Source organism: Halorubrum sp. FL23 (genome assembly GCF_052439115.2).
Taxonomy (GTDB): Archaea; Halobacteriota; Halobacteria; order Halobacteriales; family Haloferacaceae; genus Halorubrum; species Halorubrum persicum.
Genome location: NZ_JBQVRO020000002.1, coordinates 311,585 through 337,567, shown reverse-complemented (window position 1 = coordinate 337,567; position 25,983 = coordinate 311,585). Strand labels below are relative to the sequence as shown.

The window sequence follows — 25,983 nt, the reverse complement described above, 5'->3', positions numbered from 1 at the left end:
GCCGCCCGACGTTCGGTCGTACGAGCGCCTTCAGCGACTCTGCCGCCCCTTCGTCTGTCGGTAATCCCGACTCAGCACGTTCTCGCGCATATGCGTCCGGAACGCGTCCGCCTCGTCGTCAGTCATCGCCGCCGGCTCCTTCATCGGCACCAGTTCGAAGCCCCGTCCCCGGATCGTCGTGGCGTGCTCGGTGTCGATGTCGAAGGAATCCGGGCGCCGCGTGGTGTACTCGACCGCCAGCTCGCGGAGCGGTCGCTCGCCGACGGGGACGATGATCTGCGGGTTTATCATCCGGATCTCCGCGTTGAGGAACGGCTCGCAGGTCTCGACCTCGCTGTCGGTCGGCTCGCGCTCGGGGTGCCGACACCGCGTCAGGTTCGTGAAGAAGGCGTTCTGTACGTCCGGCTCCGACGCGTCCGGCGCCGACCGGACGAACCCGAGGTCGGCGAAGATCGACTGTATCCGCTCGCCGGCGCCCGCACCGGTGAAGGGGATACCGTTGGCCTCGGCGGGCGCGTTCGGTCGCGCGCCGACGACGAGGAACTCCCCGCCCACGTCGCCGTAGCCGTGCACGACGCGATCGCGGGGGCCGCACAGCTCGGGACAGTTCTCGCAGTCGGTGTCCATCCCGAACGGGTTCCGGAGCTCTTTCTGGTTCGCGTCCACGGCCTCACTGCGTCCCGCGGGCTGGTAAACGCTCCGCTGGCGGGATCGAAGCGTCGAGCCCCGAGAAGAACGACCGTTTCCGTCAGTTCAGCGCGTAGGTGTCGCCGTCGCAGTCGACCATATCCTCCTTCCGGAGGGTCTTCAGAATACTGTACAGCGAGAGCTTCTTCATCCCCAGCGACTCGCCCATCTCCGAGACGGTGGCGTCGCCGTTCGTCGTCAGATACAGGTAGACGAGCTTCGCCCGGGGAGACTGCAGCTCCGGCGGAAGCGCCGGCGCCGCGGCGGGTGCGGTCTGTGTCTCTAACATCTTGTCCGATGCATTGGGTTCGACGATAATAAATCCCCTATTCAACGATCGTCGAAATCACAGAGACCGGCTGAAACGGAGCAAAAACGCCCAAAGCGCGTCGGAACGCGGTCGGAACTGTCGGCGCAGAACGCATCGACGGCCGCGATCGTCGGCCGGATTTCGACCGACGACGGATAGGAAACCGTGAACGATCCGGATCGATCGTGGCTGTGCCGGCGTTCAGTACGACCGGTTCTTCGGCTCGTAGGTCTTGTTCTCACCTTCGAGGATCGTCGGCTTGTACCAGAGTTCGGGTTCGCCGTCGTTCCACGAGATGAGGGTGTGTTTCAGCCAGTTCTCGTCTTTCCGCTCCTGGTGTTCCTTCCGCCAGTGGGCGCCGCGGAACTCCTCGCGCGCGAGGGCGCCCATCGTGAGCGCCTCGGCGATGTCGAGGATGTTCCGGGTCTCCATCGTGTGGATGAGGTCGGTGTTGAACGTCCGGGACGGGTCCGAGACGGCGACGTCTTTGTACGCCTCGCGGGCCTCGCGGAGGTCGCCGAGCGTCTCGGCGAGCCGGCCCTCCTCGCGGAACACGTTGACGTTCGCGGTCATCGTCTCCTGGACCTTCGAGCGGATCTCGGCGTGGTTGCGTCCCTTCCGCGAGAGCAGTTCCTCGACGCGGGACTTGGCGCGCTCGACCTCGGCTTCGAGGACGCCGTCGGGGTCGGTCGCCACCGCGCCGCCGTCGGCCGCGGCGGGACCCTGTCCGCCGACCTCGCCGACCTCGATCTCGAACTCGTAGTCGGCCGGCTCCCAGTCGCCCTGCTTGCCGGTCGTGACCTCGGCCTCGCCCATCTCCTCGCCGGCGGCGTGGCGCCCGGCGCGCTTGCCGAAGACGATGAGTTCGGGGAGGGCGTTGCCGCCGAGGCGGTTCGCGCCGTGGACCGACGCGCAGGCGCACTCGCCGGCGGCGTAGAGGCCGCCGATGACGGTCTCCCCGAACTCGTTCGTCTCGATGCCGCCCATCGCGTAGTGTTGGCCGGGCTTGACCGGCATCGGCTCCGTGAGCCCGTCGGCGCCCTCGAAGTCCTCCGCGAGGTGGAGAATGTTCTCCAGTCGGTCGAGAATGCGCTCCTCGCCGAGGTGTCGCATGTCGAGGTGGACGTACTCGTCCTCGATACCGCGACCCTCGTTGACCTCGGTCAGCTCGGCGCGCGAGACCACGTCCCGGGAGGCGAGCTCGCCGTCGTTGTTCGCGTAGCCGTGCTCGAACATGAACCGCTCGCCGTCCTCGTTGTAGAGGATACCCCCCTCGCCGCGGACCCCCTCAGAGATGAGGACGCCCGTCGACGGCAGCGTCGTCGGGTGGAACTGGATGAACTCCATATCCTCCATCGGGACGCCCGCGCGGTACGCCATGGCGACGCCGTCGCCGGTGTTCGCGACCGCGTTCGTGGTGTGATCGAACACCTGTCCCATCCCGCCGGTCGCGAGGATGACGCCGTTCTCGGCGCGGAACCCGCTGATCTCGCCGCTCTGGATGTCGTACGCGACGACGCCGTGGCAGGTCCGCTCCGCCGGGTCCTCCTCGTCGGTGACGGCGAGGTCCATCACGTGCCACTCGTCGTACACCGTGATCCCCCGTTTGACCACCTGCTCGTACATCGTGTGGAGCATCTGGTGGCCGGTCTCCGCGCCGGCGTACGTCGTCCGGGGGAAGGAGAGGCCGCCGAACGGTCGCTGGGAGACGCGTCCGTCCTCCTCGCGGGAGAAGGGCATACCCCAGTGTTCGAGCTGGATGACTTCTTCGGGGCTCTCCTGACAGAGGGCCTCGACCGCCGGGGCGTCCCCGAGGTAGTCGGACCCCTTCATCGTGTCGTAGGCGTGGTCCTCCCAGGAGTCGGCGTCGCGCAGCGCCGCGTTGATGCCGCCCTCTGCCGCACCGGTGTGCGATCGGACCGGGTGGAGTTTCGAGACGATGGCCACGTCGGCTCCCGCTTCCTGTGCCGCGATCGCCGCCCGGAGTCCCGCCCCCCCGGCGCCGACAACGATAACGTCGTGTTCGTGCATTGTTGTATGATCTCTCGTTAGGTTCGGAGTGACTTGAGCGTGTCCACCGTGCTCACCAGAACTTCAGGTTGTTCTTGACCGCTTCGCGCTTCAGCTCCTGGATGTGCTCGGTGAGGGGGATATCCTTCGGGCACACCTCGGTACAGGAGAACTGGGTCTGGCACCGCCAGACGCCGTGCTCCTGTTCGATGATCTCCAGCCGCTGCTGTTTGATGTCCTCGCCCTCGCGCTCGTCCATCGCGAACCGGTAGGCCTTGTTGATCGCGGCGGGGCCGAGGTACTCGTTGTCGCCGGCGGCGATGTTGCACGAGGACATACACGCGCTACACCAGATACACCGGGTCGACATCTTGATCTTCTCGCGGTTCTCCCGCGTCTGCCGCTGCTCCTCCAGCTCGCCGTCGGGGTATTCGTTCGTCTGGAAGTACGGCTCGACGGCCTCCATCTGGTCGTAGAAGTGCTCCAAGTCGACGACGAGGTCCTTCCGAACGTCCGCGTGCGGGAGCGGCTCGACTCGGATCGGCTCTTCGAGGTCCGAGATCTGGGTCTTACACGCCAGCTTCTGGCCGCCGTTGACGAACATCGCGTCGGAGCCGCAAACCGCCTGCCGGCAGGAGTGTCGGAACGTGAGCGAGGAGTCGTACGTGTCCCGCGAGTACATCAGGGCGTCGAGGACGGTCATCCCCTTCGTGAACGGGACGTGGAACGTGTCGAATCGGGGCTCCTGTTTCCCCTCGATCTCGGGGTCGTACCGGAACACCTTCAGCTCGATCGTCTCCTCGTCGGCGGCGGCCTTCTCGGCCTCTTCGGCCTGTCGGCGCGCCCGCTCCTCGGCGGCGCGTCGCCGCTTCTCGTCGCGGCGCTCGTCGCCCTTCGAGGGAACGTCCGCCTCGGCGTCGGTCTCGCTCGATTCCTCCGTCTGTGTCGGTGTCTGTGTACTCATAGTTCAGAGCAGTGGGAAGCCGCCCGCCCACGCGTTCGCCGTCCGAATCCCCTGGAACAGCAGCACGACGCTCGCGGCCACGAGCGACCACTTGACGACCGTGCGCTTGGTACCGGTGAGCCCCTGGTTGACGAGAGCGTTGTACACGCCGTTGACCCCGTGGAACGTCGCGGTCACGAGGAACAGCACCATCAGCGAGTAGTAGCTCAGCTGCTCCATCCGCGCCGAGCTCGCCGCGAGCGTGACCTCGTCGGCGTGGTGGACGAAGTGGAGCAGGAAGAAGTGGAACGCCAGCACGACCAGCAGGAACGCCGCCGTGACGCGCTGGATCAGCCACATCCGACCGCCGGAGTTGAACGAGGAGTAGCGCTCAGCCATCTCAGAACGCCCCCGCGATGAAGGTCGGAACGGACGCGACGGTGATCGCTCCGGTCAGGATCAGCGACGCGTAGAAGCTCTTGTCCTGTGCCTCCAGCCCGACTCCGAGGTCGACGAGGAGGAGCCGGGTGCCGTTGAGCATGTGGAAGACGGCGACCGCGAGCAGGCCGACCTCCAAGATGCGAACCAGCAGCAACCCTTCGAGGCTGACGATCGTCCCCGTGAACACGTCGGTTTCCGAGCCCTGGAACATCATCGTCGCGCCGTTGGCTGCCGGGATCGCGGTACTCAACACAGCGATGTGAGTGAACAGATAGCCGATGAGCACCCACCCCGTGAACTTATGGAAGATCCAGGCCCACATCCCCGCTTGGAACTCCCGCCAGCGGCTGAAGTCCTCGATGAGGCCTCGATTGTACGACTGACTCATACCTACCGGTTTCAACCGCGGTCGTATAGTAGTTACTAACACGGCGGGATCCACCCCGACAGATCCCCCTCCCGCATCCGGGGTCGTTCTGTCCGGCGTGTGGCACGCGACTCTGTCCGGCGTGGGCACGCGACCCCGTACGAGTGGAACCTGGCCCCCTAGACGCAGCTCACAACACCCCGACGGTGTGTCGAACGATGGCATGTCCGTCTCGCTCGCGGAAGCCTTTTATGCGGTCCGCCCTCGAGTACGGATGCAATGGCGAAAGGCGAAGTTGACTTCTTCAACGACACTGGCGGCTACGGATTTATCGAGACTGACGACGCGGACGAGGACGTGTTCTTCCACATGGAGGACGTCGGCGGCCCGGACCTCGAAGAGGGTCAGGAAGTCGAGTTCGACATCGAGGAAGCGGACAAGGGTCCGCGCGCGACGAACGTCACCCGCCTGTAACTCCGGCGACGACGTTCACGGGAGTATCGGCTTTTCGACTGTTCTACACCGCTGAGCCGCTGCTCCGTCCGGCGTAGCGGCCGGCGGGTTCCTCGATCGACAAGGATTTACTGATCGCTGACTGACTGGTCAGTCAATGAGCGACCAGCCGGGCGCGGCCGACGAGATCATGGACGGGGTTTACCACGCGCTCCGCGCCCACGGCTACGCCGGCCTGACGATGCAGGACATCGCCGACGAGTGCTCGAAGAGCAAGTCGCTGCTCCACTACCACTACGACACCAAGGAGGACCTGCTCGTCGCCTTTCTCGACCGCGTCATCACCGACTCCGAGAACCGCATCGCGGCTCACGCGGACGACCCCCCCGCCGAGCGCCTCGTGGGGTTCATCGGCTGGTTCGTCTTCGATTCCGGAGCCGTCGATCGCGAGGCGTTCCACATCGCGCTTCTCGAACTCCGCACGCAGGGGCCGTTCAACGAGCCGATCCGGAACCAGCTCGCCCGGAGCGACGACCTGCTCCGGGGGACCGTCGTCGACATTCTCGAATCGGGGATCGAAGAAGGGGTCTTCCGCGACGTCGACGTCGGGGAGACCGCGGCGCTGCTGGTCGCGACCCTCGACGGGGCGCGGACGCGACAGATCACGCTCAGTCGGGGCGCGGACGCGGTCGACGGTGACGGGTCGGAGGGGGACGGCGGGGACCCGGAGGGCTCCGGCCCCGAGCCGACCTACACGCGAGCGGTCGCGGAAGCGACCCTCCGACGAATCGTCGAGCCGCTCCTCGCAGAGGGCGCGGAACTGCCGTCGCTCGAGGCGGGCATCGCGGCGATGGCGCCCGTCGACGAGAGCGGGAGCGAATGACCGGCGCCCCGAAACGAGGCGACTGACGTGGGGCTGCTCAGGATCGATCGGCCGCCGACCGTGCTGCTCGCGGTGATCGCCAGCACCTTCTTCGTCGGCTTCGGCGGCGGCGTCGTCTTCCCAATCCTGCCCAACCTCGGCGCGGTGCTCGGCATCTCGGCGTTCATGGTCGGCGTGATCCTCTCCGCGAACCGGTGGGTGCGGCTCGTCGCCAACGCGCCGGCCGGCGCCCTCGTGGACCGGTACGGGACGAGAACGCCGTTCGTACTCGGCCTGTTCGTCGAGGGCGTCGCGACCCTCGGCTACGTCGCCGCGCTCGTGATGCCGCCGGCCGAGTCGCTTCGACCGCTCGCGGCGTCGCTGCCGGCGCTCGCGGCCGGTCCGGTGACGGTCGGCCCGGAGGGATGGTTCGCTGCGGTGGCGGCCGTCGTCGCCCCCGAGACGTGGTTCTTGATCGCGCGGGTCCTCTGGGGGGTCGGCTCCGCCGCGGTGTTCGCGACCGCGTACACCATCGCCGCCGACCTCTCGGACAGCGGCTCGCGGGGGACGAACATGGGCGTCGTCCGCGGCGGCATCACGATGGGATTCCCGGCCGGCCTCGTGCTCGGCGGCGTCGTCTCCGCGGTCGCCGGCAACGTCGCGGCCTTCGCCGTCGCCGCCGCGTTCGCGCTGACGGCCAGCGTCGTCGCCTACCGCTACGTCCCGGAGACGCACGTCACGAGCGACCGGTCGGAAGAGTCGATCCGGCCGTGGGACATCGACACCGCGGTCCCCGCGCTGACGGTCGGGCTGGTCAACTTCGGGCTGATGTTCGCGTACATCGGCGCGCTGTTCTCCACGCTCGTGCTGTTCCTCGGCGCAAACGACATCTCCCTGCTGGGGCTCGCTCCGCAGGGAACGTCGGGGCTGTTCATGGCCGGGACGGTCCTCTCGGCGGCGTGCTTCATGTTCGTCGGCGGGCGGATCTCGGACACCCGCGACTCCAGGACCCCGATCCTGTTGACGTTCCTCGTGGTCTCGTTCGCCGGATTCCTGTTGCTCGCTCGCGCCGGGTCGGTGGCCTCGCTCGCCCTCGCCTGCGTCTTCATCGGTGCCGGGCAGGGCGGCACGAGCGGCCCGATGATGGCGCTGCTCGCGGATCTGACCCCCGACGAGCGGATGGGCCGAGCGTCGGGGACGAACAACGTCCTCGGCGACGTTGGGGGCGGCCTCGGTCCGATGGTGTCGCTGCCGCTGATCGAGGCGGTGGGCTTCGCACCCATCTACGCCGCCTGCGCCGTCCTCCCGCTCGCCGCGGGCGCCGTGCTCCTCGTCGGCGTCCGCCGCGAGACCGGGACGTTCCTCCCCGGGCGCACCGCGAGGGAGTCGGGGTCGGGAGACGGGTCGGCGACTCCGGATCCGTAGTCGTCCACTCCTCCAGCCGCGCCGCCGCCTCGGTTCACCCACCGTGTGAACGAGCGGCCGTAACCGATCCCCGCCCTCGGTTCGCCCGCGGACGGGCGACGGCCGCCCCGACGCCGATATCGGAAGTGTGCGAACCGCTGGCTCCCCCTGCCCGAAAGAACAACCGTTAAAAGTCGTCATCGGGTTCGTACGGATATGGCTGGAACTATCGAAGCGCTCGTCCCCGGCGGGCAGGCCAACCCCGGTCCGCCGCTCGGTCCCGAGCTCGGACCGACGCCGGTGGACGTTCAGGACGTCGTGTCGCAGATCAACGAGGAGACCGCCGCGTTCGACGGCATGGAAGTGCCCGTCACCATCGAGTACGACGACGACGGCTCCTTCACGATCGAGGTCGGCGTCCCGCCGACGGCCGAACTGATCAAAGACGAGGCCGGCTTCGAGACCGGCTCCGGCGAGCCGCAGGAGGACTTCGTCGCCGACATGTCGATCGAACAGGTGAAGAAGGTCGCCGAGCAGAAGTCGACCGACCTGCTCGCGTACGACGTGAAAAACGCCGCCAAGGAGGTCGGCGGCACCTGCGCCTCCCTCGGCGTCACCATCGAGGGCGAGGACGCCCGGACGTTCGACGACCGCGTCGACGCCGGCGACTACGACGACGTTCTCGAAGCGTAACGCGGCGGTCTCGGCTTTTCGTCCGCTGCTTGTTTCTCACCGTTCGTTTACACTGCGGGCCGTTCCGCGGTTTCGACCTCCGCCGTATCGGTCGAGACCGGCCGCACGTCGGTCCACGTCCACCCGATGATCGCAGCGGCGGCGACGGTCGCATAGAACTGGACGAAGAGCCCGGCGATCGTGCCGAGCATCGGAACGATCGAGAGCACGCCGATCGCCAGCGCACCGACAAACACCACCGCGACGGCGGTGAGCCATCCGACGGCGTACGTCCGCTTCGTGGCGATGCCCCAGAGCGTGCCGATCGCGAAGCCGTCGCCGACGCGCCCCGAGTCGGCGACCGCGGCCAGCGCGGCCGGCGTCACGTAGGTCCCGGCGAGCGAGACGACGAGCGCGACGACGACGAGCAGCAGCGCCAACAGCCCGCCGATCAGTCCGCCGAGGAGACCGCCGGCGCCGTCGCCGGATCCGACGACGGCCGCGCCGATACCGAACACGGCGGCGAGCGCGAGGACGGCGAGCGGCAGCAGCGAATAGACGAACGTGACCGCGAACGCCTTCACACCATCCACAAGCAGGTCGCCCCACGCCTCGAAGACCGGCGGTTCGTCGTCGCCGTCAGCCGTCCGCCGGATCACGCGCATGAGGTAGCCGAGCACGAGGAACGAGGGGATCAGGAGCGGGCTCGCGAGCAGCAGCAGCCCGCCGATTGCGACCGTCACGACGGCGTCCTCGCTGTCGCGGAGGTAGTTTACCGAATCTGATAGCATGGGTGATCCCAGGTATCGACGCTCCGAGCGGAGTTAACCTCGTACGGTCGGCTCACTCCGGAAACGCGGTGTGGATCCGGTCGATCGGTCGCGGACAGCGCGCACGGCGGTTTTATCCCCGACCCCACGGACGTTCCGATATGCCCGACCTCAATCCGATCGCCAAGCGCATCCACAACGTCCAACCCCGACCCGTCCGGCTCTCCCTCGACGACGGCGAGACGGGCGTCTTCGAGTTCTCCTCGACGGAGTTCTTCCAGCGGGAGTTCCGTGGCGAAGGCGTCCGCACCGACGCGGACGGCGACGCCGACTTCCGACTGATCACCTCGGAGGACCACGAGTCCGTACTGCTCGGGCGCTCCGGTCCCGACGAGGAGGGATGGACGGTCGTCGGCGAGGTCGTCGAGGCGGAGCGCGCGGCGGAGTGATCGCCGGCCGCCGCCTACCGAACGACGGTGACGGGGGCCTCGGCGCGGCGGACCACGCCTTCCGCGACGCTCCCGAGCAGGACCCGGGAGAGCCCGGTCCGCCCCTGACTCGCCAACACGATGTGATCGAACGGCTCCCCGGAGCCGTCGTCCTCGCCGACGGCCTCCTCTCCGCCGGCCACGCCGAGGATCGTTCCCGTCGGTCGCCCGACCTCCAGCCGCGTCTCGACGGATCGGTCGACCGCGGAGCTCACCTCGGTTAAGATCCGCTCGCCGCGCTGTTTGGCGCTCTCGTACCACTGATCAGCGGCGCCCGGGAACCCTCCCTCCGCGCCCGTGGCGGAGTCGGCGGGGTTGATCACGTGCAGCGCCGTCAGCTCGGCGTCGGGCCACTCCGACGCCGCGAACTGGAGCGCCTCGGTCGCCTCCGTCGATCCGTCGACCGCCACGAGGATGCGCTTGGCCATGTTCTCGCTTCTCTCACTCGGGATAAAAAGGGCGGCGGCGGCTCCGGCGCGGCGACAATCCGGTCAGTCGTGCCGCGTCACGCACTCCGAGAGCCCGATCAGCTCCACCGGCTCGGAGTTGTCCGGCGAGTAGACGACCATCTGCCCCTTCTCCATGTACGGCACCTTCCCGGCGAGGTTGGCGGGGATGTTCACGCTGGAGATCGCGTCCTCGTCGCCGAGGTTCAAGACGATCTTGGTGTTCACCTGTTTGAACACCGACTCGGCCACGTCCTGCGGATCCTGCGTGATCAGGAAGAGGCCGAGCCGCTCCTTGCGGCCCTGCTTGGCCGCCTCCGTGAACTTCTGGACGACCTTCCGGGCCTGCACCGTGTCGGCGTCGGCGAGGAAGTTGTGCGCCTCGTCCATGCCGACCAGCAGCGGCGTCTCCTCGATCCGATCGCTGTCGGGGTCGTTCGAGAGCTTGTCGTCCACGAGCAGCCCCGCGACCGCGAGCACGACGATCTCCTTCTGCCGGGAGGTCGGGAGGTGATAGGTGGGAACCACGGAGAGCCCGCCGGGCCGGACGAGGGTGTGGTCGAGCTCCGTGATCGGCTTCGCGTCCTGGTCGAAGACGCCGCCCGGAACGCCCCGAACGCGGCGCTTGACGGCGTCGAACGTCGCCTCGTGGACGCGGCCGCTCTCGTCGAGCTCCTCTTTGAGCGCCGGGTCGTCGAGGTACGAGAGGAACTGGCTGTACGTCCCGTCGTCCCCGTAATCGCCGAAAAAGCGGTTCAAAAGCGTTAGCAGGGCCGGATACTGGTTCTCGTTGAGCCCGGAGCCGGCGACGAGCCACGGCATGTCCCGCGCCAGCGAGAAGGGGATCGTGAACTCCACGCGCTCCGCCCGGTGCCCCTCGCCCGGATACGTCGCCGTTTCGACCCGCGGCACCAGCGCGACGGTGTCGTCGTGGCCGCCGTGCGCGATCCCCTCCCGATCCAGCCGCCGCGCGAAGTCGGCGTCGAGGTCGGGGTTGTCGTCGTGCATCTGCGCGTACTCGTCCTGCGGGTCGAACTGAACGACGGCCATCCGCGACTCCCGCCCGTCGCCGGTCGGGTAGGTCCGGTCCGAGTCGAGGTACTGCCGGAGGACGTTCTTCGAGGCGTGGGTCTTCCCGGAGCCGGTCCCGCCGGCGACGAGGGTGTGCCGGAACGCGAGGGGGTCGCCGTCGGCGTAGTCGTCCTTCACCCGGTAGTCGACGGTCGGGGGCTCGGCCGCCGTCCGGACCTTCTCGCCGCCGACCGAGAGGTGCCCGAGGAAGACGCCGTCCTCGGGGATCTTCAGCCCGGTCTTGATCTCGGCGTCGTCGGAGGCCTCCTCGACGACCGCGCCGGGCTTCGGCACCCGATCGGTCATCCGGCGTTTCATGTCGTCGCCGGTCCCGTACACGACCGACATCGGCTCCAACTCGGCCATGAACTTGTAGTCGCGCTCGGCGAAGTCGTCGCGGCGCATCTGCCGCCGGGCGTGGATCTCGGTGGCGTCGTCCGACCGGAACTCCTGGGCGTACTCCAGCCCGGTGATCCGACAGAACAGCCGCTCGCCGTCCGGGTACGGGATCAGGAGGTACTTCCCGAGCCGGACCGCCTCGCGGTTCCCGGTCGTGACGAACGCCCGCAGCGTGGTCTCGTCGTCCTCCTCGGCCACCCGGAGCCCCTGCGAGACGGAGACGACGCCGAGCCCGGTGTCCTCGCCGGTCGCCTCCACGTCATACGCCGCGAACGCGTCGTCGGTCGCGGCGTCGCCGCCGGCCGTGTTCGCACCGGCGCCGTCGGTCGCTCTGCCGCCGTCGACCCCGTCGCGTCCGGTGCCACCGCCCTCGGTGCCGCCGGGCTCGGCAGCCGCGGGGTCGGCAGCGTCGGCGCCCCCGCCGCCGTCGTCCTCGTCGTCGCCGAACTCGGTGAAATCCTCCAGCGTCATGACGGACCCACCACCTCCCGCGCCGAAAGCGTTTCCCCCTGTCGTCCGGTTCGGGAGCGCCCGCACGGACCCCTTTTGAGTCTCCGGGCCGTACCGGAGACATGATACTCGTTCGCGGCAGCGGCGGCGGGACGGATCTCACCGGCACGGTGTTCGAGCGCGGTGAGGATCCCCCCGCCTACAAGGGCGCACCTGACGAGGACGCCCCGTACGTCTGGGTGTGCGACTCCTTCTACGAGGTCGAGAGCGGCGGGTCCGCCCTGCGCGTCGACGGCGAGGAGATCCGGGTCGCCTTCGAGGAGCCGATGCCCCGCGGGTTCGACACCCGCGATCAGGCCCTCGACGCGGCTGAAGAGCACGTCCGGACGCAGTTCGCCAGAATCGGCGTCGACTCCGACGCCGTCGAGATCGAGGTGACGAAAGAAGAGCCGGCCTGAGCGCGCTTCGCGATGCCGACGGCGCCGATCAGTCGGAGTCGTCCGCGTCGTCGTCGGCGTCGCACACCCCGAGCGGGAGGGCCTCGGCGCGGGCGGCGTCGGCGTCGATCCCCTCGTAAGCGTCGTCGATGAGGCGCGCCAGTTGGGTCTCTGGAGTTACGCCTCGAGCGGCCGCGAGCGCCGCGAGCCGCTCGTACTGCTCGTCCGGCACCGACACGGTCCCCTCGTTCATACGAGACGCTCCAACCCGGAGGTACAAAAGTATTGTTCGGAACGCGGCGCTCCCGGCGCGCATCGGAGGGAGCTCCGGGGTCGCGTTCCGACTCGCGCTCTCAGGAACCGCGGTCCGCCCCGCGCTCCCCGAGCAGCCCCCACTCCTCGAACCGGTCGAACAGGGCGTTCATCACCGTCGCTTCCGCCCGCGAGAGGTGTTCCCACGCGGTCGTCGACCCGATGCCGAGCTCCGTGGCGACGTCTTCGACGCCGACGCCGCCCCCGTGGTCGTAGTACCCGACCGCGATGGCGGTCGCGAGCACCTCGCGCTGCCTGTCGGTGAGCCCGTCGAGGATGCCCGCGTCGGGCAGTTTCGGTGAGCGATCGAGAGCGGAGAGCTCGATGTTGCGGGCGAGCTCGACGTCGTTTCCGCCGCGTTCGATCCCGCGGATCAGCGCCGAGAGGTCGTCATCGGCGTCGAGGTACACTGTCCAGCGCTCGATCCCCCCGGAGATGGTCGTGCCCATCCGGTAGTGGACGCCGAGGGACGCGAGCCGCTCGCCGATCCCCTCCCAGCCGTCGGTGTTGACGGTGAGTATGACGTACGCGTGGCCGCCGTCGACCGGCGAGATCGGCTCCGCCGACACCACGGGATCGGCGCGGCGGAACTCGGTCAGAAACGACTCGATCTCGGCCGTGGGCCCCCGCAGCTCCACGATCCGCTTTCGCTCGCCGCCCGTCCCCGTCATCGAGGAGACCGAGCGAAGCGTCACCTCCGGGTGCCGTGCACTCACCTCCGACTCCGGGCCCCCGCGGTGGCGGACCCGCAGCGTCACTTCGCGCATGCGTGACCCGTGATCGCGGGCGTTCAAACGGCTTCCGACAGCGCGCTGCGCCCGCGTCCGTCGTCCGCGTGCAGGGAGGAGAACCCCCCGTCGGCCACGCGCTTATTGCACCGCGCCGCCAAGGGCGACCGGATGCCCGACCGACCCTCCAGCGGGGGCCGAGACGTGGCGGCTCCGGACGATCAGGCGTCGACGACTGTCGCCGCCGAGGTCGACGACGCTCCCGAACCGCCCGGCGACGAGGTCGACGACGAGGTACAGCGTCGCCTCCGAGAGGCGTACCTCAATGACGCGGAGCGCGAGCTGATCGTGACCGGGGTGCGGTCGGCGGACGAGGAGGTCGTCGTGGAGTTTCGCACCCCGCACGGCGACGCGACGCACACCGAGCGGTTCCCCGCCCCCCGCCACGGCTCGCTGGCGGAGTCGACGGCGTTCCTCGCCTTCCTCGAGGCCGCGGGCGTCTCGCCGCTCGACGTCGACGAGGTCGTCGGCGCCCGAGTGCCGGCGACGTACGAGGGCGACGGCTGGCGGCTCGACGAGTCGTACCTGCCCGACGCGGTCGACGACGCAGGGGCCGCCGCCGGCGATAGCGACGGTCTCCGCCCCGGATCGGCGTGGGCGCGGTCGAAGGAGTGGCTCTGGACGTACCGCTACTGGCTGTTCGCGGCGGTGCTGATCGGCGGCGAGCTGCTGTTCGTGGCGCTCGTCATCGCGCTGTTCACCTGACCCCGCCGCTGCCGGCGCGAACGGGCGATTACTCCTCCTCTTCGAGGATCTCGCCCGCCTCGCCGCGCTCGGTCTCCTCCACGTCGGCGCGCTTCCGGACGTCGACCCGGTAGTCGGTGAGGATGTCACGGCCCAAGAGGAGCGGGTACTCCATGTGTCCGCGGTCCTCGACGCTGGCGGTGACGGTGTGCTGGTTGCCGCCGATCCCGATGACGAGGTCGACGACGGGGCGGGCCTTCCCGCCCTTCATGCTGCCCGACTTGACTCGGGTCATGCTCTTGATCGGGCCGGCGCCGATCTCGGCGGCGAGCTGGGTGTCGATGCTGGTCCGGGTCGCTCCCGTGTCCGACTTCGCGAGCGCCTGGTCCGACCCGGAGGTGCCGGTGACGACAACCTCCTCGATGTAGCCGATCACCGGCTGTTCGGTGGGCGTCGGCTTCGGCATCGGCGCGCAGGAGGGACGCGAGTCGTCGAGCGTCGCCGAGATGCGCTCGACCTCGTCGTCGTCGACCTCGCCGCCGACCGCCTCGATCGCGAGCTTCGCGATGTGCGGGGCCGGGCTCGTACCGGTCGCCTCGAACAGCCCCTTGAACCCGGCCGTCGGGTTCACTTCGAGGACGTACCAGCCGTCGTACCCCTCGACGAGGTCGACGCCGGCGTAGTCCAGATCCATCACGTCGGCCGCGTACAGCGCGGTCTCGGCGGCCTCCTCGGGCATGTCGTCGGTGGCGTCCTCGACCGCCCCGCCGAGCGCGACGTTGGTGCGCCAGTCGCCCTCGGGGGCGTAGCGGTACATCGAGCCGATGATCTGGTCGCCGACGATGTACACGCGCAGGTCGCGGTGCTTCTCGTCGTCGCGGTCGATGAGCCGCTGGAGGAACGCCTGCCGGTTCCCGACCTTCGGGTTCACGCGCTCCGTCAGGTCGACCTTCCACGTCCCGCCGCCGTGCGTGCCGATGGCGGTCTTGTACACGCCGACCTCGCCGAAGCGCTCGCGCCCCTCGTTCAGCCGGTCGTTCGACAGCGCGAGCAGGGCGTCCGGCACGCGGATGTTCCAGTCGGCGAGCGTCGCCGCTGTCGCGAACTTGTGGATCGACGCGAGCACGGCGTTCGGCTCGTTGAGCATCGGCCGGATGCGCTCGAACGTGGTCGCCAGCCCGAGCAGCTCCGCGGGCTGGTCGGTGTTCGAGAGCAGCAGCCGGTTCGCGATCACGTCGACGGCGGGCTCGACCGACACGTCCCCGTCGTCGACGCTGATCGCGGCGTTCTCCTCGCGGAGCCAGACGGGCTCGTGTCCGAGGTCCTCGACGGCGTTGCAGATCGCCTTCGTTTCCTTGCTGTTGTGTAGCGACAGCACTCCCACCCGTACCGGATCCGAACTCATGCGAGCATCTGCGCGGTCCCCCGTAAAAATTCGACCGATCGGTGAGTCCGGGGTGCAGTGCCGTCGACGGGGGCGGCTCGGGGGACCGAATCCGCGGGTCGCCATATATATACCTGCCGCCGTGCTCCGCTCTGGCATGAGCGACGATCGGATGTTCACGTACAACGGCGGCGCGGTGTCGCCGGGCGAGACACAGAACATCCGCTACGGCATCAGCGAGACGTACCTCGGCGACCCGGTCCGGATCCCCGTCACCATCGTCAACGGCGAGCGCGACGGCCCCACCGCGTTCCTCACGGCGGCCGCCCACGGCGACGAGCTCAACGGTATCGAGGTCGTCCGCGAGGTCGCCCACGACTGGGACCTGTCGGAGCTCGCGGGCACGCTCGTCTGTCTCCCCGTGCTCAACGTGCCGGGATTCATCGCCCAGCAGCGGTACCTCCCCGTCTACGACCGCGACCTGAACCGGTCGTTCCCCGGAAAAGCCGGATCGACCAGCTCGAAGCGGATGGCCCACCAGATATACGAGAACTTCATCGCGCCCTGCGATTTCGGGCTCGACTTCCACACCTCCACCCGCGGTCGGACGAACATGCTCCACGTCCGCGGCGACATGACCGACGACGGCGTCCACCGGCTCGCGCTGTCCTTCGGCTCGAAGGTGATCATCGACAGCGACGGCCCGAGCGGCACCCTCCGCGGCGAGGCGACCGACGCCGGGATCCCGACGATCACGATCGAGATGGGGGAGGCCCACCGGTTCCAGCGCCCGCTCATCGACGACGCGCTCGCGGGCGTGCGCTCGGTGTTCGCCGAGTACGGCCTCCTGGAAACCGACACGGTGCGGTGGCCCGGCTGGCGGACGATCGTCGCCGGCACCGGCGAGAAGACGTGGCTCCGCGCCGACTCCGGCGGGATCGTGGACACGCACTTCGAGAGCGGCTCGCTCGTCCACGAGGGCGAGCGGATCGCGACGATCACCAACCCGTTCAAGGAGGACGCGGTCGCGATCGACGCGCCGTTCACCGGCCTGTTGATCGGACTGCTGGAGAATCCCGTCGTCTACCCCGGAAACCCGCTGTGTCACCTCGTCGAGATCGACGAGTCGACGCGTCGCGCGATCGAGACCGGCGACGCTCCGAAACCGGTCGGACAGCCGAACGCGGCGGACTGAGGCCGGTAGATCGCCCGGATCGATGGGAGGTAGCTAGCGCCGTCTCCGTTCTCCCGTCCCCTCCGAGCGTCCCCGAACCCCGAGTGCGGCCGCGGCGAGCACGGCGACGAAGCCGGCGAGGAACGCGACCGGCTGGACCGCGATCCGCTGGGCGACGACGGCGCCGGGCTCGCGCTCGACGGTCCGCGTCCAGAACTCGTAGCGTGCGCCCTCGTACTCGACCACGAGGAGGCCGTCACCGAGCGTCGGATCGGTGGGATACGACAGCGAGTCGACGCGGTCGTCCGGGTCCTCGACGCCGAATCCGGTCTCAGCGTCGAGCGCGCGGTCGAACGCCGCCCGGGCCGCGGGGTCGAGGTCGTCGTAGTCGACGACGCCGGCGGCGGTCCCGTTCCCCACGTCCGGCGTCTCGATCCCCGCCACGGGCGACCCGCTCTCGACCGGGCGGACGGTGTGGGTGTACGCGGGGTCGGGGTCGCCGATCGGCACGGGGAGGTACAGCGGGTTCGCCATCAGGAGGACGCCGACGGCGACGAGGCCGGCGGCGGCGAGCCGGGCGCGCATGTGCGGGGTTCAGCGGGGGAGGGTTTGAGGCTTTCCGCGCGCGGTGCGTCCCGGCTGCCGGTCCGCGGCGCGGCGACGCCGCCCTCGACTACTCGATGTCGGGCGCCTTCTCGCCCGCGGGCACGACGATCTCCAGCCAGTTCTCCTCCGGCGGGAGCGGGCAGGAGAACGTCTCGCTGTACGCGCAGAAGGGGTTGTACGCGAGGTTGAAGTCGACCGTCACCGTGTCGCCGTCGGTGAGGTCGCCCTCCGGCTCCAGCTCCATGTACCGCCCGTTGTGGTACGTCTGCTGGCCGGTCGTCTTGTCGCGGAAGGGGACGAAGATGGCGCCCTCGTCGCCCTCCTGACGGTACCCCGCGAGGGTGTGCTCCTCGCCTCTGACTTCGAACGCGAAGGTGACGATCCGGAGGTACCGCACCGGGTTGCTCGCGGTGGTCTCCATCTCGACGGGCTCGGGGTCGTCGTGGACGGTGACCGTCGCCTCGACTCGGTAGTCGGGGTTCGGCTCGAAGTAGTCGAGTCCCTCGAAGTCGTCGCGGTGCTCGGGCGGGATCGGCGACTGGGGGTGGTCGCCGAAGAACTCGTCTTTCTCGCGGCGGTTCGCGCGGAGCCGCTCGGCGTAGTCGTCGCTCATACCCGCGGAGAGGGACGCCGGGGGTTTCAGGGTCGCGGTCCGGTGGCGAGCGTCGACCGGAGAGGGAGCGAACGTCTACCGGGAAGGGATCGCCCGGTGTGACCGCCTCACAGCGCCTGCAGATCCGCCAGGCAGTCGTCTAAGTCGCGGGTCGAGGTCGCCAGCGAGAACCCGTCGACCCGGGCGAGATCGGCGGCGTGGTCCCACAGGTCGCCGTCCTCGATCCCGTGGAGCACGACGGCGTTCGGCGTCGGGCTCACGACCCGCAGCGCGACCAGCGGCGACTCGCCGCGCGTGACGCGGGTGAACACGAGCGCGCGGTTCGTCGACTGGCCGTACAGCCGGTAGAACTCCTCGCTCGACAGGCGGGTGATCGCCTCGATCGAGTTGATGACGGTGTGGCCGTTGACGTGGTCCTGCTCGCCGCGGACGATCTCCGTCGCCCCCATCGCCTCGTAGAACTCCGCCAAGGGGACGGCCGTCGAGTACTCCCGGAGATCGTGGACAATGTCGCTCTCGAACCCGGCGGAGAGCACCCGCGCGTACTGACGGAGCCGTCCGCCGCCGCGCCGCTCGTCGATGTCCAAGAGCCCCTCGACGGTCCGCCGGACGACGCCGATTCCCGGACTCTCGCGGCGCCCGCTCTCGTAGTCCGAGACGACCGACGAGGAGACGTCGAGCTGGTCGGCCAGCTCCGTCTGCGAGACGTCGAAGTCGGTCCGCCACTTCCGGAGGGTCGCTCCGGGGTCGTCGCTGAGCGCGATCTCGCCCGCGATCCGGCGAGAGAGTTCTTCGCGTGCGTCGCTCATGACGCGAACCGACGACCGAGCGCCGCAAAAGGGTACCGAAAGCGGGGTTCGTCGAACGTCGATAGCGACCGGGGCGCGGAGCCGCCGCCCGGCTCACTTGACGATCAGCGAGTAGACGACGACGCCGAAGCCGACCGCCGTCAGCAGGCTGTTGATCGCGATCCCGACAGCCAGCGTCGATCCGATGATCTGGTGGGAGACGCCGCCGATCAGCGCGCCGACGGTGACGATTCCGAACCCGATCGCGAGCGCGCGCAGCGAGGGATTGCCGGTCCGGCCGTACGCCCGGAGCGCGTAGTAGGTGATGCTGCCACCGAGCACCAGGATGGCGGTCTTTGCGACGATGATGAACAGGTTGATGTACGTATTCATGTTTCCTCGCGTAGCTCTGACCACAGGTCGGCCAGTCGTTCGTCTCGCGTGCGCTCCGGGCGCGTGAACTCGACATCGAACTCGCGGTCGTCCGCCTCGTCGATGGAGACGGTCACCGTCTCGAACGAGACCGAGTAGCGGGTCGTGTGTTGCCCGTCGCGGCGGATGTCCGTCGACTCCGCCAGCAGGGACGCCTCGGTGAGCAGTTCCAGCTTTCGGTAGGTCGTCGACAGGGGGATGTCGCACTCCTCCGAGATGTCACTCGCCGTCTTGGGCTCGGAGAGCGCAGCGACGATCCGCCGTGCGTCGTCGTCAGCGAGCGCGTCCAGCACGTCGGCTACCGACGGCGGATCCTTCTCGCGCGACGGGTCCCGCACCATACCTCTCCCTTCGACCGCCGAGACTTAAAGCATCGAACTTCCGTCCGCGGCGCCGCGAAACGCGGCCCGTTTTAGTGGGTGGGTTGCGTACCGTGGTTCGATGGACTCGTGGAAGCGCCGCGTCGGCGGATACTTCACCTTCGTCCTCTTCGTGCTGATCTTCACCGCCGTCATCTACCGCTACGGCATGCGGGTGTACGAGGGGGACCCGCGCACGATGATCGAGGCGCTGCGCTTCTCGGTCGAGATGTTCACGACGACCGGCTTCGGCGGGGACTCGCCCTGGGAGAGCCAGCAGCTGAACGCGTTCATCGCGGTGATGGACCTCGTGGGCATGGTGCTCCTGATCGGCGCGCTGCCGGTCGTGGTGACGCCGCTGTTAGAGGAGGCGTTCTCGACCACCGTTCCCTCGTCGCTGGACGACGACCTGTCGGGCCACGTCGTCGTCTGTTCGAACTCCTCGCGGTCTGCGGCGCTCCTCGAGGAGTTCGACTCCCGATCGATCCCCTACGTGATCGTCGAACCTGACCCCGACCGGTCGGTGCGGCTCCACGAGGCCGGACGACGGGTGATCCGCGCGGATCCGGAGTCGACGGTGGGGTTGGCGGCCGCGAACCTGCCCGACGCGCGGGCGCTGGTGACGGACGTCTCCGATCAGGTGGACGCGAGTATCGTGCTCGCCGCGAAGGAGCTCTCGCCGGCGGTGCGCGTCATCAGCGTCGTGGAGGACCCGGAGCGCGAGCGGTACCACCGGCTCGCGGGCGCGGACGAGGTGCTCTCGCCGCGGTCGCTGCTCGGCGAGAGCCTCGCGGCGAAGGTGACGACGGCGTTCCAAACGGACCTCGGCGAGGCGATCGAGATCAGCGACACCCTCCGACTCGCGGAGGTGTCGGTGCCGCACGGCAGTCCGCTCGCCGGTTCGACGCTCGCCGACAGCCGGATCCGCGAGCGCGCCGGCGTCAACGTGATCGGCGTGTGGTTCAACGGGGAGTTCGACGCCGCCCCGCCGCCGGACGCGACGCTATCGGCCGGGACGGTCCTGCTCGTCTCCGGCCCCTCGGACCAGTTGGAGCGGCTCGTCGAGCTGACGAACTCAGCCACGCGGCGGTTCGGCGCGGGCGAGACCGTGGTCATCGGTTACGGCCAGGTCGGCCGAACCGTCTCCGAGACGATCGCGGACGCCGACCTGCCCGTCACGGTCGTCGACCGCGAGGACGCCGAGGGCGTCGACGTGGTCGGCGACGCCACCGAGCCGGAGACGCTGCGGGCCGCCGGGGTCGAGACGGCGCAAACGGTCGTCCTCGCGCTGCCGGACGACACGACGACCGAGTTCACGACGCTCGTGGTCCGGGATCTGGCGCCGAACATGCAGGTGCTCGCCCGCGTCGAGGAGCCCGCGAGCGTCCGGAAGATGCACCGGGCGGGCGCCGACTACGTGCTCTCGCTGGCGACCGTCACCGGGCGGCTGTCGGCTTCGACCGTCATCGAGGACCACGACGTGCTCTCGCTCAACCAGCAGATCGAGGTCATCAGAAGCCGCGTGCCGCGGCTGGCCGGGAAGACGATCGCGCGGGCGAACGTCCGCGAGGCCACCGGCTGTACCGTCCTCGCGATCGAGCGCGACGACGAGACCGTCACCGAGATCGGTCCCGACACGCGGATCGGCGACGACGACGAGCTCGTCGTCGTCGGCACCGACGAGGGGATCCGGGAGTTCGAGCGCCGGTTCGCGTGAGCCTCCACGGCGGCGTGGCGGGCGGGACGCCCCCTCACGCCGCCGGTATTGGGGTCGTCGATGCCGACACGAGTCGAACGCTTCAAGTATTCGCTGGGTGTTCGTCCCTGTATGAAAGACCAGGGACGCTCCACGCGCAAGCGGACGGGCGGTCGACTCAAGCACGCCTCGAACAAGAAGCGCCACCAGCTCGGTCGCGAACCGGCCGAGACGATCCTCGGTGAGACGCGGGTCCAGTACATCGACTCCCGCGGCACCGACAAGAAGGTTCGCGCGCTCGCGACCAACGTCGCGCAGGTCGCCGACGGCAGCGAGGTCAGCGAGGCCGAGATCGAGAACGTCGTCGACAACCCCTCGAACGTCAACTACGCCCGCCGGAACATCATCACCAAGGGCGCCATCATCGAGACGTCCGCGGGCCGCGCGCGCGTCACCTCCCGTCCCGGCCAGACCGGTCAGGTCAACGCGGTTCTTCTCGACTGAACGGCGTTCGACTCGCTCGCCGGCGACCGCTTTCTGAACCTATTTACCCGTTCGAGACGACCAGCGACGCGTGTATCTCGGCGTCGACGAGGCCGGCAAGGGCCCCGTGCTCGGACCGATGGTCGCAGCGGCGGTGCTCGCTGACCCGGCGGACCTCCCGGCCGACGCGGACGACTCGAAGCGGATCGCCCCGTCGCGTCGCGAGTCGATGGACGACGCGATCCGAGCGGCCGACGCCGTCGCCGTCGGCGTCGCGTTCGTCGAGCCCGCCGAGATCGACCGCCCGGACACGGACATGAACACGCTCACGGTGCGCGGGCAGGCGCTGGCGGTCCGAGACGCGCTCGACGGCGGGCTTCCCGCCGACCTCGGCGACCCGATCCGGGTCGTCGCTGACGCGGGCGACACCAGCGAGGCCCGGTTCGCCCGGCGGCTCGGGGCGTTCATCGCCGACTCGGACTTCGACGGCGGCGACCCCCCCGACGTAGCCGTGTCCGCCGCCCACGGCGCTGACGAGACGGATCCGGTCGTCGGCGCCGCGAGCGTCGTCGCGAAGGTGGCCCGCGACGAGCGAATGGCGGCGATCGACGCCGACTACCCCGCGTACGACGGGGTCGGCAGCGGCTATCCGAGCGATCCGACGACGCGGGAGTTCCTCCGCGCGTACGTCGCCGACCACGGCGACGTCCCCGACTGCGCGCGGCGGTCGTGGGCGACCTGCGACGACGTGTTGGCGGCCGCCGAGCAGTCCGGGTTGGACGAGTTTTAGTCCGGGCTCTCAGTCGCCTACATCAGCCCGGCCGCCGCCGCGCTCACGGCCCCGATAAACGTCTCCCAGACCGAGAAGCCGGCGACGATGGAGAGCACGGTGTCCGCGCCGAAGAAGGCGAACAGCGCCGCGGATCCGAGGTGGGCGCGCCGCATGTTGAACCGGTGTGCGAAGGTGTGAAAGAAGTACGCGTTCGCGAGACTGATCGGGACGATAGCCAGCATCTCGCCGAGCCAGATGGCGGAGGTCGCGCCGTACTGGACGGCCAGTCCGATCGTCACCAGCTGGGTCTTGTCACCGAACTCGCCGGTCGCCATGAGCACGAAGATCGGGAGGAACCCTCCAAACGAGCCGGCGTAGCGGTCGAGCGGTCCCGGAAGCGTCACCGACTCCAGCGCGTCGAGCGTCGCGTCGTTCGGCTCCGGCTCGGCGGCGTCCGCGTCGCCGGTGTCGCCGATCCGGCTCGGCTCCCGGTCCGGCATCGACCGGTACAGCAGATACGCGAAGACGAAGAACAGCGTCGCGGTGACGGTGTCGAGCACGATCCCCGGCAACGCCGACTGCAGGGCCTGGCCGAAGGCGATCTCCACCGCGGTCCAGCCGGCGAACGCCGATCCAGCGGCGGCGACGACCACCTTCGGGTCGTACCGCGTCGACAGCGCGGCGATCATGAACTGGACCTTCTCGCCCGGGAGCACCGCGAGCTGGGCGACGAACGCGACGATCAGAATCTCCGTGTAGGCGGTCATGTGGACTCGCCCCCCGCGTCCCCGGCGCTCACGGGTAGCTGTCCGCGCACACCCTCCCACGCGGTGGCTGGCGTTCCCGCTTGCAGGGCGCGCGAGCCGGTCGAGCCGAGGCGGTCGTCGATCGTCACGGGGGATTTAGAGTGGTCTAAATTAATAGTTTGTCGACTTCCAGACTTTTGCGGCGCGGAACGCGGCACGGCGCACCGCCCGCGCCTCCCTCTCTCGATCGTCAGCAGACGGCGCTCACCGGACCGTCAGTAGGCGACGGAGGATGTCGCCGTACGCGGGGCGGGTGATCAGCACGCCGATCAGGACGCCGAGGATGGTGAAGATCGCGAACCCGGAGAGGTCACCGAGCGACAGCACCATCAGCGGCGACATCGCGATGATCGTCGTCGCTGCGGCGGCGCCGATGACCCAGAAGGCGCGGCGGAACCGGGAGTTAAACACCTTCTTGGAGTTCACCTCGCCCTCGCTCATCACCTCGTCGGCGATGATCACGAGGTCGTCGACGCCCGTCCCGACGACCGCGATGAAGCCGGCGATCACGGCCAGTTCGAGCGGATAGCTCAACAGCGCGGCGAAGCCGAGCAGCGCGTACACCTCGGCGAGCGCCGTGACGATCATCGGCAGGGCAACCGCGGGCTCGCGGTAGCGCAGGAACACCATGCCGGCGACCGCGAACACCGCGAGGATCCCGGTCACGAGCGAGTAGGTCTTGTAGTTCTCTCCCTGGGTCGCCGAGATGGACCGCGAGGTCCCCTGCCCGCTGATGTCGAGTTCGGCCGGGAGCGCGCCGGCGCGCAGGTTGATCGAGATCCGCTCGGCCTCGCTGAACTCGCCGGTCGTGAGCCGGAAGCCGCCGTCCGTGGCCCACGTGCCGCTCGCCATGCTGTCCGCGAGGTCGGGGTCCATCCCGAAGGAGTTGACGACCTCGCCGTCGACGGTGAGCAGGAGGCACGGATTGCTCACGTCGTCCGGATTCTCGCTGTAGTCGCACTGGTCTCCCGGACCGTTGTACGCCGAGGCGAACCCGCGATCGGCGACCGCCTGCTGGAAGCTGTGGGCGGGCGACTGCTCGCCCTCCGGCGCAGTGTTTTGAACCGTCACCGGCACGTACGCCCCGGTTCCGCGCTCGGCCTGCGCGGCGGACCCCAGATCCTCGAAGTCGTCTTGGGTCAGCACGTTCTCCTGGATCTCGGTCCCGTTGCCGCCCGGATACGCGATATCGATCGCGACCGTCCCCCGGTCTTCGAGGAGATCGATCACGCTGCTGCGGTCCTCCCCGGGAACCTCGACGAGGATGAAGTACTCGCCGGTGAGCGACTGCACCTGCTGGACCGTCCCGCCAGAGAGGCCGGTCTGATCGATCTTGTCCTGGATGATGCGCTCGGCGACGTCTCGGGTCTCTTGGGTCACGCCGGACCGGACGTCATCGTAGGCGTATCCCGACGCGTCCATCGCCGACCGGAACTCCGACTCGGTCACCGAGGTATCGGTCACCTCGACGGCGTTCTCTTCAGGGACCGCGGTGACCTCCACCGTGGACGTGTCGCTCAGCTCCGCCGCGACCGCCTCCGCCACATCCGGCGCCTGATCGCCGCCGAAGTCGACCTCGGTGGCGGTGTAGCCGACGAGGGGGGCGCGGACCCGCGTCCCGCCGGCCAGATCGAGCCCGTACTGGAGGTTCGTGACGCCCTGTTGGGCCTCGGAGACGTTCCCGCCGGGCGGGGTCTGGGGACCGAACTGCGGCGCGAACAGCGCCACCGTCGCGCCGAGCACGACGACGACCAACAGCAGGATCCGCCAGTTGTTCTTGATGGGTTCGAGCATCAGCGTTTCACCCCCTCGAACTTGTACCAGCGAAGCAGTGAGACGTTCAGCAGGTACGTGTTCATCAGGTCGGCACAGAGCCCGACGGAGAGGATGATGCCGATGTTCCGGAGGAGGTCGACGCCGAACAGCGCCGCGACGATCGCCATCACGATCATCGCCGCCATCGACGTGAGCGTCATCGTGACACCGGTCCGCATCGCGCGGCTCACCGACTCGTAGAACTCGCCGGTCTGGCGCAGCACCGAGTTGTTCAACAGGATGTCGGAGTCGACGCTGTACCCGATGATCATCAGAAGCGCCGCGATCGTCCCGAGCGTCATCTTGATCCCGAGGAGGTTCATCACCGCGACGGGGACCGCCAGGTCGGAGAACGCCGACGCGACGACCGCGAGCGACGGGACGAAGGTCCGGAACAGCGCGAACACGAGCACGCTCATCCCGAGGAAGGCGAGGGCGACGCCGAAGATCGCGGTCCGGGCCGTGTCGGACGCGAAGCTGGGCGACACCTGATCGATCGCGGTCGTAGTCAGCCCGGCCTCGTCCGCCTGCGTCGACAGGTCTTCGGCCAATCCGCCCGGGTCCTCGTCGGCCGCCCGGAACGTCACCACGTACACGCTGTCCGCGGGGATCGACCTGACCGAGTCGGGTTCACGATCGAACGCCGTCTCGATCTGCTGTTCCACGTTGCTACCGTCGTCGGCGATCCGGAGTTCCACGCCGCCAGTGAACTCCAACCCGAGATTCGCCGGCGCACCCGTGACCAGATACCACCCGCCGATGATCGCGAGCGCGAGGACGAGGACCGCGAGTGGGATCGCCACGAGTTGCCGGTTCGTGTACTCGGTGTAGTTGACCTCCGGTACCTCGATCGCTACCATAAACCCGCTTCCTGCGCGGGCGCGAATAAGCCTTCTTACTCACTGCTTCCTCTCGTCGTTCAGTATCTCGCCGCTCGGCTACTCCAGTATCTCGCCACGTGCTCCGTTCTCTCCCCCACCCGCGAGGAGAACGGACGGCGCTCGCCCCGCTGCCCTCCGAGACGGGGTCTCGCGCCGCAACGGATTAGCCGGTGGGCGCCG

Annotated in this window: 31 protein-coding genes; 11 read left to right on the top strand and 20 right to left on the bottom strand. The window is 68.8% G+C overall.

Annotation, left to right across the window (positions count from 1 at the left end):
• Positions 1-30 precede the first annotated feature (30 nt).
• From ACT4MF_RS03905 to sdhC, 6 genes are all read right to left on the bottom strand, one after another.
• Entirely contained in the window at positions 31-666 is a 636-nt protein-coding gene (locus tag ACT4MF_RS03905; RefSeq protein WP_099255604.1) for a uracil-DNA glycosylase, read from the bottom strand.
• Between the two features lie 82 nt (positions 667-748).
• On the bottom strand, positions 749-976 hold the full coding sequence (locus ACT4MF_RS03900; RefSeq protein ID WP_099255603.1) for a helix-turn-helix domain-containing protein: 228 nt from the start codon (positions 974-976) through the stop codon (positions 749-751).
• A 222-nt stretch (positions 977-1,198) separates the two neighbouring features.
• On the bottom strand, positions 1,199-3,028 hold the full coding sequence (locus ACT4MF_RS03895) for an FAD-binding protein (RefSeq protein ID WP_099255602.1): 1,830 nt from the start codon (positions 3,026-3,028) through the stop codon (positions 1,199-1,201).
• Positions 3,029-3,080: 52 nt separating this feature from the next.
• Positions 3,081-3,971, bottom strand: a complete 891-nt coding sequence (locus ACT4MF_RS03890; RefSeq protein WP_099255601.1) for a succinate dehydrogenase/fumarate reductase iron-sulfur subunit — start codon at positions 3,969-3,971, stop codon at positions 3,081-3,083.
• A 3-nt stretch (positions 3,972-3,974) separates the two neighbouring features.
• The gene (locus tag ACT4MF_RS03885) at positions 3,975-4,349 is read right to left on the bottom strand and encodes a succinate dehydrogenase/fumarate reductase transmembrane subunit (RefSeq protein WP_099255600.1); all 375 of its coding nucleotides are present in this window, start codon (positions 4,347-4,349) and stop codon (positions 3,975-3,977) included.
• 1 nt (position 4,350) lies between these two features.
• Positions 4,351-4,779: a succinate dehydrogenase, cytochrome b556 subunit gene (sdhC, locus tag ACT4MF_RS03880; protein WP_099255599.1), complete on the bottom strand. Its 429-nt coding sequence runs from the start codon at positions 4,777-4,779 to the stop codon at positions 4,351-4,353.
• Between the two features lie 258 nt (positions 4,780-5,037).
• Between sdhC and ACT4MF_RS03875 the strand changes: the two genes are divergently transcribed.
• The 4 genes from ACT4MF_RS03875 to ACT4MF_RS03860 all read left to right on the top strand — a co-directional run bounded on the left by ACT4MF_RS03875 (position 5,038) and on the right by ACT4MF_RS03860 (position 8,170).
• A complete protein-coding gene (locus tag ACT4MF_RS03875) occupies positions 5,038-5,232 on the top strand; it encodes a cold-shock protein (RefSeq protein ID WP_004046659.1) in 195 nt (64 codons plus the stop codon).
• Positions 5,233-5,368: 136 nt separating this feature from the next.
• Positions 5,369-6,094, top strand: coding sequence for a TetR/AcrR family transcriptional regulator (locus ACT4MF_RS03870; protein WP_099255598.1), 726 nt, complete (start codon positions 5,369-5,371; stop codon positions 6,092-6,094).
• Between the two features lie 27 nt (positions 6,095-6,121).
• Positions 6,122-7,498 (top strand): MFS transporter, encoded by a 1,377-nt coding sequence (locus ACT4MF_RS03865; protein WP_444681792.1) that lies wholly within the window; start codon positions 6,122-6,124, stop codon positions 7,496-7,498.
• Positions 7,499-7,693: 195 nt separating this feature from the next.
• Complete coding sequence (locus tag ACT4MF_RS03860; RefSeq protein WP_099255597.1) at positions 7,694-8,170, top strand: 50S ribosomal protein L11; 477 nt, start codon at positions 7,694-7,696, stop codon at positions 8,168-8,170.
• Positions 8,171-8,217: 47 nt separating this feature from the next.
• Here ACT4MF_RS03860 and ACT4MF_RS03855 read toward each other — a convergent pair whose 3' ends face one another.
• On the bottom strand, positions 8,218-8,940 hold the full coding sequence (locus ACT4MF_RS03855; RefSeq protein ID WP_444681791.1) for a DUF4013 domain-containing protein: 723 nt from the start codon (positions 8,938-8,940) through the stop codon (positions 8,218-8,220).
• A gap of 140 nt (positions 8,941-9,080) precedes the next feature.
• Between ACT4MF_RS03855 and ACT4MF_RS03850 the strand changes: the two genes are divergently transcribed.
• A complete protein-coding gene (locus ACT4MF_RS03850) occupies positions 9,081-9,368 on the top strand; it encodes a DUF8072 family protein (protein WP_099255595.1) in 288 nt (95 codons plus the stop codon).
• A 14-nt stretch (positions 9,369-9,382) separates the two neighbouring features.
• Here ACT4MF_RS03850 and ACT4MF_RS03845 read toward each other — a convergent pair whose 3' ends face one another.
• Positions 9,383-9,835 (bottom strand): universal stress protein, encoded by a 453-nt coding sequence (locus tag ACT4MF_RS03845; RefSeq protein ID WP_099255594.1) that lies wholly within the window; start codon positions 9,833-9,835, stop codon positions 9,383-9,385.
• 63 nt (positions 9,836-9,898) lie between these two features.
• On the bottom strand, positions 9,899-11,794 hold the full coding sequence (locus ACT4MF_RS03840) for an ATP-binding protein (protein ID WP_444681790.1): 1,896 nt from the start codon (positions 11,792-11,794) through the stop codon (positions 9,899-9,901).
• Between the two features lie 101 nt (positions 11,795-11,895).
• On the opposite strand from ACT4MF_RS03840, the gene ACT4MF_RS03835 reads away from it, so the two are divergent.
• On the top strand, positions 11,896-12,231 hold the full coding sequence (locus ACT4MF_RS03835) for a DUF7113 family protein (protein WP_099255592.1): 336 nt from the start codon (positions 11,896-11,898) through the stop codon (positions 12,229-12,231).
• A gap of 28 nt (positions 12,232-12,259) precedes the next feature.
• Here the strand turns inward: ACT4MF_RS03835 and ACT4MF_RS03830 are convergent, their stop codons facing one another.
• Together ACT4MF_RS03830 and ACT4MF_RS03825 are read right to left on the bottom strand one after the other, a co-directional pair.
• Entirely contained in the window at positions 12,260-12,463 is a 204-nt protein-coding gene (locus ACT4MF_RS03830; protein WP_099255591.1) for a hypothetical protein, read from the bottom strand.
• Between the two features lie 100 nt (positions 12,464-12,563).
• Positions 12,564-13,289, bottom strand: a complete 726-nt coding sequence (locus ACT4MF_RS03825) for a helix-turn-helix domain-containing protein (RefSeq protein ID WP_099255590.1) — start codon at positions 13,287-13,289, stop codon at positions 12,564-12,566.
• 132 nt (positions 13,290-13,421) lie between these two features.
• Here ACT4MF_RS03825 and ACT4MF_RS03820 point away from each other — a divergent pair, with 132 nt between their 5' ends.
• The gene (locus ACT4MF_RS03820; protein ID WP_444681789.1) at positions 13,422-14,015 is read left to right on the top strand and encodes a hypothetical protein; all 594 of its coding nucleotides are present in this window, start codon (positions 13,422-13,424) and stop codon (positions 14,013-14,015) included.
• Between the two features lie 28 nt (positions 14,016-14,043).
• Here ACT4MF_RS03820 and ACT4MF_RS03815 read toward each other — a convergent pair whose 3' ends face one another.
• Positions 14,044-15,399, bottom strand: coding sequence for a putative ATP-dependent zinc protease (locus tag ACT4MF_RS03815; RefSeq protein ID WP_180271789.1), 1,356 nt, complete (start codon positions 15,397-15,399; stop codon positions 14,044-14,046).
• Between the two features lie 136 nt (positions 15,400-15,535).
• Here ACT4MF_RS03815 and ACT4MF_RS03810 point away from each other — a divergent pair, with 136 nt between their 5' ends.
• Positions 15,536-16,573 (top strand): succinylglutamate desuccinylase/aspartoacylase family protein, encoded by a 1,038-nt coding sequence (locus tag ACT4MF_RS03810; RefSeq protein ID WP_099255588.1) that lies wholly within the window; start codon positions 15,536-15,538, stop codon positions 16,571-16,573.
• A 33-nt stretch (positions 16,574-16,606) separates the two neighbouring features.
• Here the strand turns inward: ACT4MF_RS03810 and ACT4MF_RS03805 are convergent, their stop codons facing one another.
• From ACT4MF_RS03805 to ACT4MF_RS03785, 5 genes are all read right to left on the bottom strand, one after another.
• Complete coding sequence (locus tag ACT4MF_RS03805; protein WP_444681788.1) at positions 16,607-17,137, bottom strand: DUF7979 domain-containing protein; 531 nt, start codon at positions 17,135-17,137, stop codon at positions 16,607-16,609.
• 88 nt (positions 17,138-17,225) lie between these two features.
• Positions 17,226-17,771, bottom strand: coding sequence for a DUF1684 domain-containing protein (locus ACT4MF_RS03800; protein WP_444681787.1), 546 nt, complete (start codon positions 17,769-17,771; stop codon positions 17,226-17,228).
• Between the two features lie 107 nt (positions 17,772-17,878).
• On the bottom strand, positions 17,879-18,580 hold the full coding sequence (locus tag ACT4MF_RS03795) for a helix-turn-helix domain-containing protein (protein ID WP_099255585.1): 702 nt from the start codon (positions 18,578-18,580) through the stop codon (positions 17,879-17,881).
• 93 nt (positions 18,581-18,673) lie between these two features.
• Complete coding sequence (locus tag ACT4MF_RS03790; protein WP_444681786.1) at positions 18,674-18,952, bottom strand: DUF7521 family protein; 279 nt, start codon at positions 18,950-18,952, stop codon at positions 18,674-18,676.
• Entirely contained in the window at positions 18,949-19,332 is a 384-nt protein-coding gene (locus ACT4MF_RS03785) for an ArsR/SmtB family transcription factor (RefSeq protein ID WP_099255583.1), read from the bottom strand. Before ACT4MF_RS03785 ends, ACT4MF_RS03790 begins: the two co-directional genes overlap by 4 nt.
• A 100-nt stretch (positions 19,333-19,432) precedes the next feature.
• Between ACT4MF_RS03785 and ACT4MF_RS03780 the strand changes: the two genes are divergently transcribed.
• From ACT4MF_RS03780 to rnhB, 3 genes are all read left to right on the top strand, one after another.
• Positions 19,433-21,067 (top strand): potassium channel family protein, encoded by a 1,635-nt coding sequence (locus tag ACT4MF_RS03780; protein WP_444681785.1) that lies wholly within the window; start codon positions 19,433-19,435, stop codon positions 21,065-21,067.
• 111 nt (positions 21,068-21,178) lie between these two features.
• Entirely contained in the window at positions 21,179-21,550 is a 372-nt protein-coding gene (locus ACT4MF_RS03775; RefSeq protein WP_099255581.1) for a 30S ribosomal protein S8e, read from the top strand.
• Positions 21,551-21,620: 70 nt separating this feature from the next.
• Positions 21,621-22,319: a ribonuclease HII gene (gene rnhB, locus ACT4MF_RS03770; RefSeq protein WP_444681784.1), complete on the top strand. Its 699-nt coding sequence runs from the start codon at positions 21,621-21,623 to the stop codon at positions 22,317-22,319.
• A 17-nt stretch (positions 22,320-22,336) separates the two neighbouring features.
• On the opposite strand, the gene ACT4MF_RS03765 is transcribed toward rnhB, so the two are convergent.
• From ACT4MF_RS03765 to secF, 3 genes are all read right to left on the bottom strand, one after another.
• Complete coding sequence (locus tag ACT4MF_RS03765; protein WP_444681783.1) at positions 22,337-23,068, bottom strand: TMEM165/GDT1 family protein; 732 nt, start codon at positions 23,066-23,068, stop codon at positions 22,337-22,339.
• Positions 23,069-23,311: 243 nt separating this feature from the next.
• Complete coding sequence (locus ACT4MF_RS03760) at positions 23,312-24,901, bottom strand: preprotein translocase subunit SecD (protein WP_099255578.1); 1,590 nt, start codon at positions 24,899-24,901, stop codon at positions 23,312-23,314.
• Complete coding sequence (secF, locus tag ACT4MF_RS03755) at positions 24,901-25,782, bottom strand: protein translocase subunit SecF (protein ID WP_099255577.1); 882 nt, start codon at positions 25,780-25,782, stop codon at positions 24,901-24,903. The genes ACT4MF_RS03760 and secF overlap by 1 nt, the downstream gene beginning before the upstream one ends.
• Positions 25,783-25,983 lie beyond the last annotated feature (201 nt).

Coding starts and splice junctions, on each gene's coding strand:
- ACT4MF_RS03830 (WP_099255591.1), bottom strand. CDS start 12,463: ATGAACGAGGGGACCGTGTCGGTGCCGGACGAGCAGTACGAGCGGCTC.
- ACT4MF_RS03850 (WP_099255595.1), top strand. CDS start 9,081: ATGCCCGACCTCAATCCGATCGCCAAGCGCATCCACAACGTCCAACCC.
- ACT4MF_RS03795 (WP_099255585.1), bottom strand. CDS start 18,580: ATGAGCGACGCACGCGAAGAACTCTCTCGCCGGATCGCGGGCGAGATC.
- ACT4MF_RS03765 (WP_444681783.1), bottom strand. CDS start 23,068: ATGACCGCCTACACGGAGATTCTGATCGTCGCGTTCGTCGCCCAGCTC.
- ACT4MF_RS03810 (WP_099255588.1), top strand. CDS start 15,536: ATGAGCGACGATCGGATGTTCACGTACAACGGCGGCGCGGTGTCGCCG.
- ACT4MF_RS03895 (WP_099255602.1), bottom strand. CDS start 3,028: ATGCACGAACACGACGTTATCGTTGTCGGCGCCGGGGGGGCGGGACTC.
- ACT4MF_RS03840 (WP_444681790.1), bottom strand. CDS start 11,794: ATGACGCTGGAGGATTTCACCGAGTTCGGCGACGACGAGGACGACGGC.
- ACT4MF_RS03790 (WP_444681786.1), bottom strand. CDS start 18,952: ATGAATACGTACATCAACCTGTTCATCATCGTCGCAAAGACCGCCATC.
- ACT4MF_RS03815 (WP_180271789.1), bottom strand. CDS start 15,399: ATGAGTTCGGATCCGGTACGGGTGGGAGTGCTGTCGCTACACAACAGC.
- ACT4MF_RS03835 (WP_099255592.1), top strand. CDS start 11,896: ATGATACTCGTTCGCGGCAGCGGCGGCGGGACGGATCTCACCGGCACG.
- ACT4MF_RS03800 (WP_444681787.1), bottom strand. CDS start 17,771: ATGAGCGACGACTACGCCGAGCGGCTCCGCGCGAACCGCCGCGAGAAA.
- ACT4MF_RS03870 (WP_099255598.1), top strand. CDS start 5,369: ATGAGCGACCAGCCGGGCGCGGCCGACGAGATCATGGACGGGGTTTAC.
- ACT4MF_RS03900 (WP_099255603.1), bottom strand. CDS start 976: ATGTTAGAGACACAGACCGCACCCGCCGCGGCGCCGGCGCTTCCGCCG.
- ACT4MF_RS03875 (WP_004046659.1), top strand. CDS start 5,038: ATGGCGAAAGGCGAAGTTGACTTCTTCAACGACACTGGCGGCTACGGA.
- ACT4MF_RS03780 (WP_444681785.1), top strand. CDS start 19,433: ATGGACTCGTGGAAGCGCCGCGTCGGCGGATACTTCACCTTCGTCCTC.
- ACT4MF_RS03805 (WP_444681788.1), bottom strand. CDS start 17,137: ATGCGCGCCCGGCTCGCCGCCGCCGGCCTCGTCGCCGTCGGCGTCCTC.
- ACT4MF_RS03890 (WP_099255601.1), bottom strand. CDS start 3,971: ATGAGTACACAGACACCGACACAGACGGAGGAATCGAGCGAGACCGAC.
- ACT4MF_RS03860 (WP_099255597.1), top strand. CDS start 7,694: ATGGCTGGAACTATCGAAGCGCTCGTCCCCGGCGGGCAGGCCAACCCC.
- ACT4MF_RS03785 (WP_099255583.1), bottom strand. CDS start 19,332: ATGGTGCGGGACCCGTCGCGCGAGAAGGATCCGCCGTCGGTAGCCGAC.
- ACT4MF_RS03855 (WP_444681791.1), bottom strand. CDS start 8,940: ATGCTATCAGATTCGGTAAACTACCTCCGCGACAGCGAGGACGCCGTC.
- ACT4MF_RS03885 (WP_099255600.1), bottom strand. CDS start 4,349: ATGGCTGAGCGCTACTCCTCGTTCAACTCCGGCGGTCGGATGTGGCTG.
- ACT4MF_RS03820 (WP_444681789.1), top strand. CDS start 13,422: ATGCCCGACCGACCCTCCAGCGGGGGCCGAGACGTGGCGGCTCCGGAC.
- ACT4MF_RS03775 (WP_099255581.1), top strand. CDS start 21,179: ATGAAAGACCAGGGACGCTCCACGCGCAAGCGGACGGGCGGTCGACTC.
- ACT4MF_RS03845 (WP_099255594.1), bottom strand. CDS start 9,835: ATGGCCAAGCGCATCCTCGTGGCGGTCGACGGATCGACGGAGGCGACC.
- secF (WP_099255577.1), bottom strand. CDS start 25,782: ATGGTAGCGATCGAGGTACCGGAGGTCAACTACACCGAGTACACGAAC.
- ACT4MF_RS03760 (WP_099255578.1), bottom strand. CDS start 24,901: ATGCTCGAACCCATCAAGAACAACTGGCGGATCCTGCTGTTGGTCGTC.
- ACT4MF_RS03825 (WP_099255590.1), bottom strand. CDS start 13,289: ATGCGCGAAGTGACGCTGCGGGTCCGCCACCGCGGGGGCCCGGAGTCG.
- sdhC (WP_099255599.1), bottom strand. CDS start 4,779: ATGAGTCAGTCGTACAATCGAGGCCTCATCGAGGACTTCAGCCGCTGG.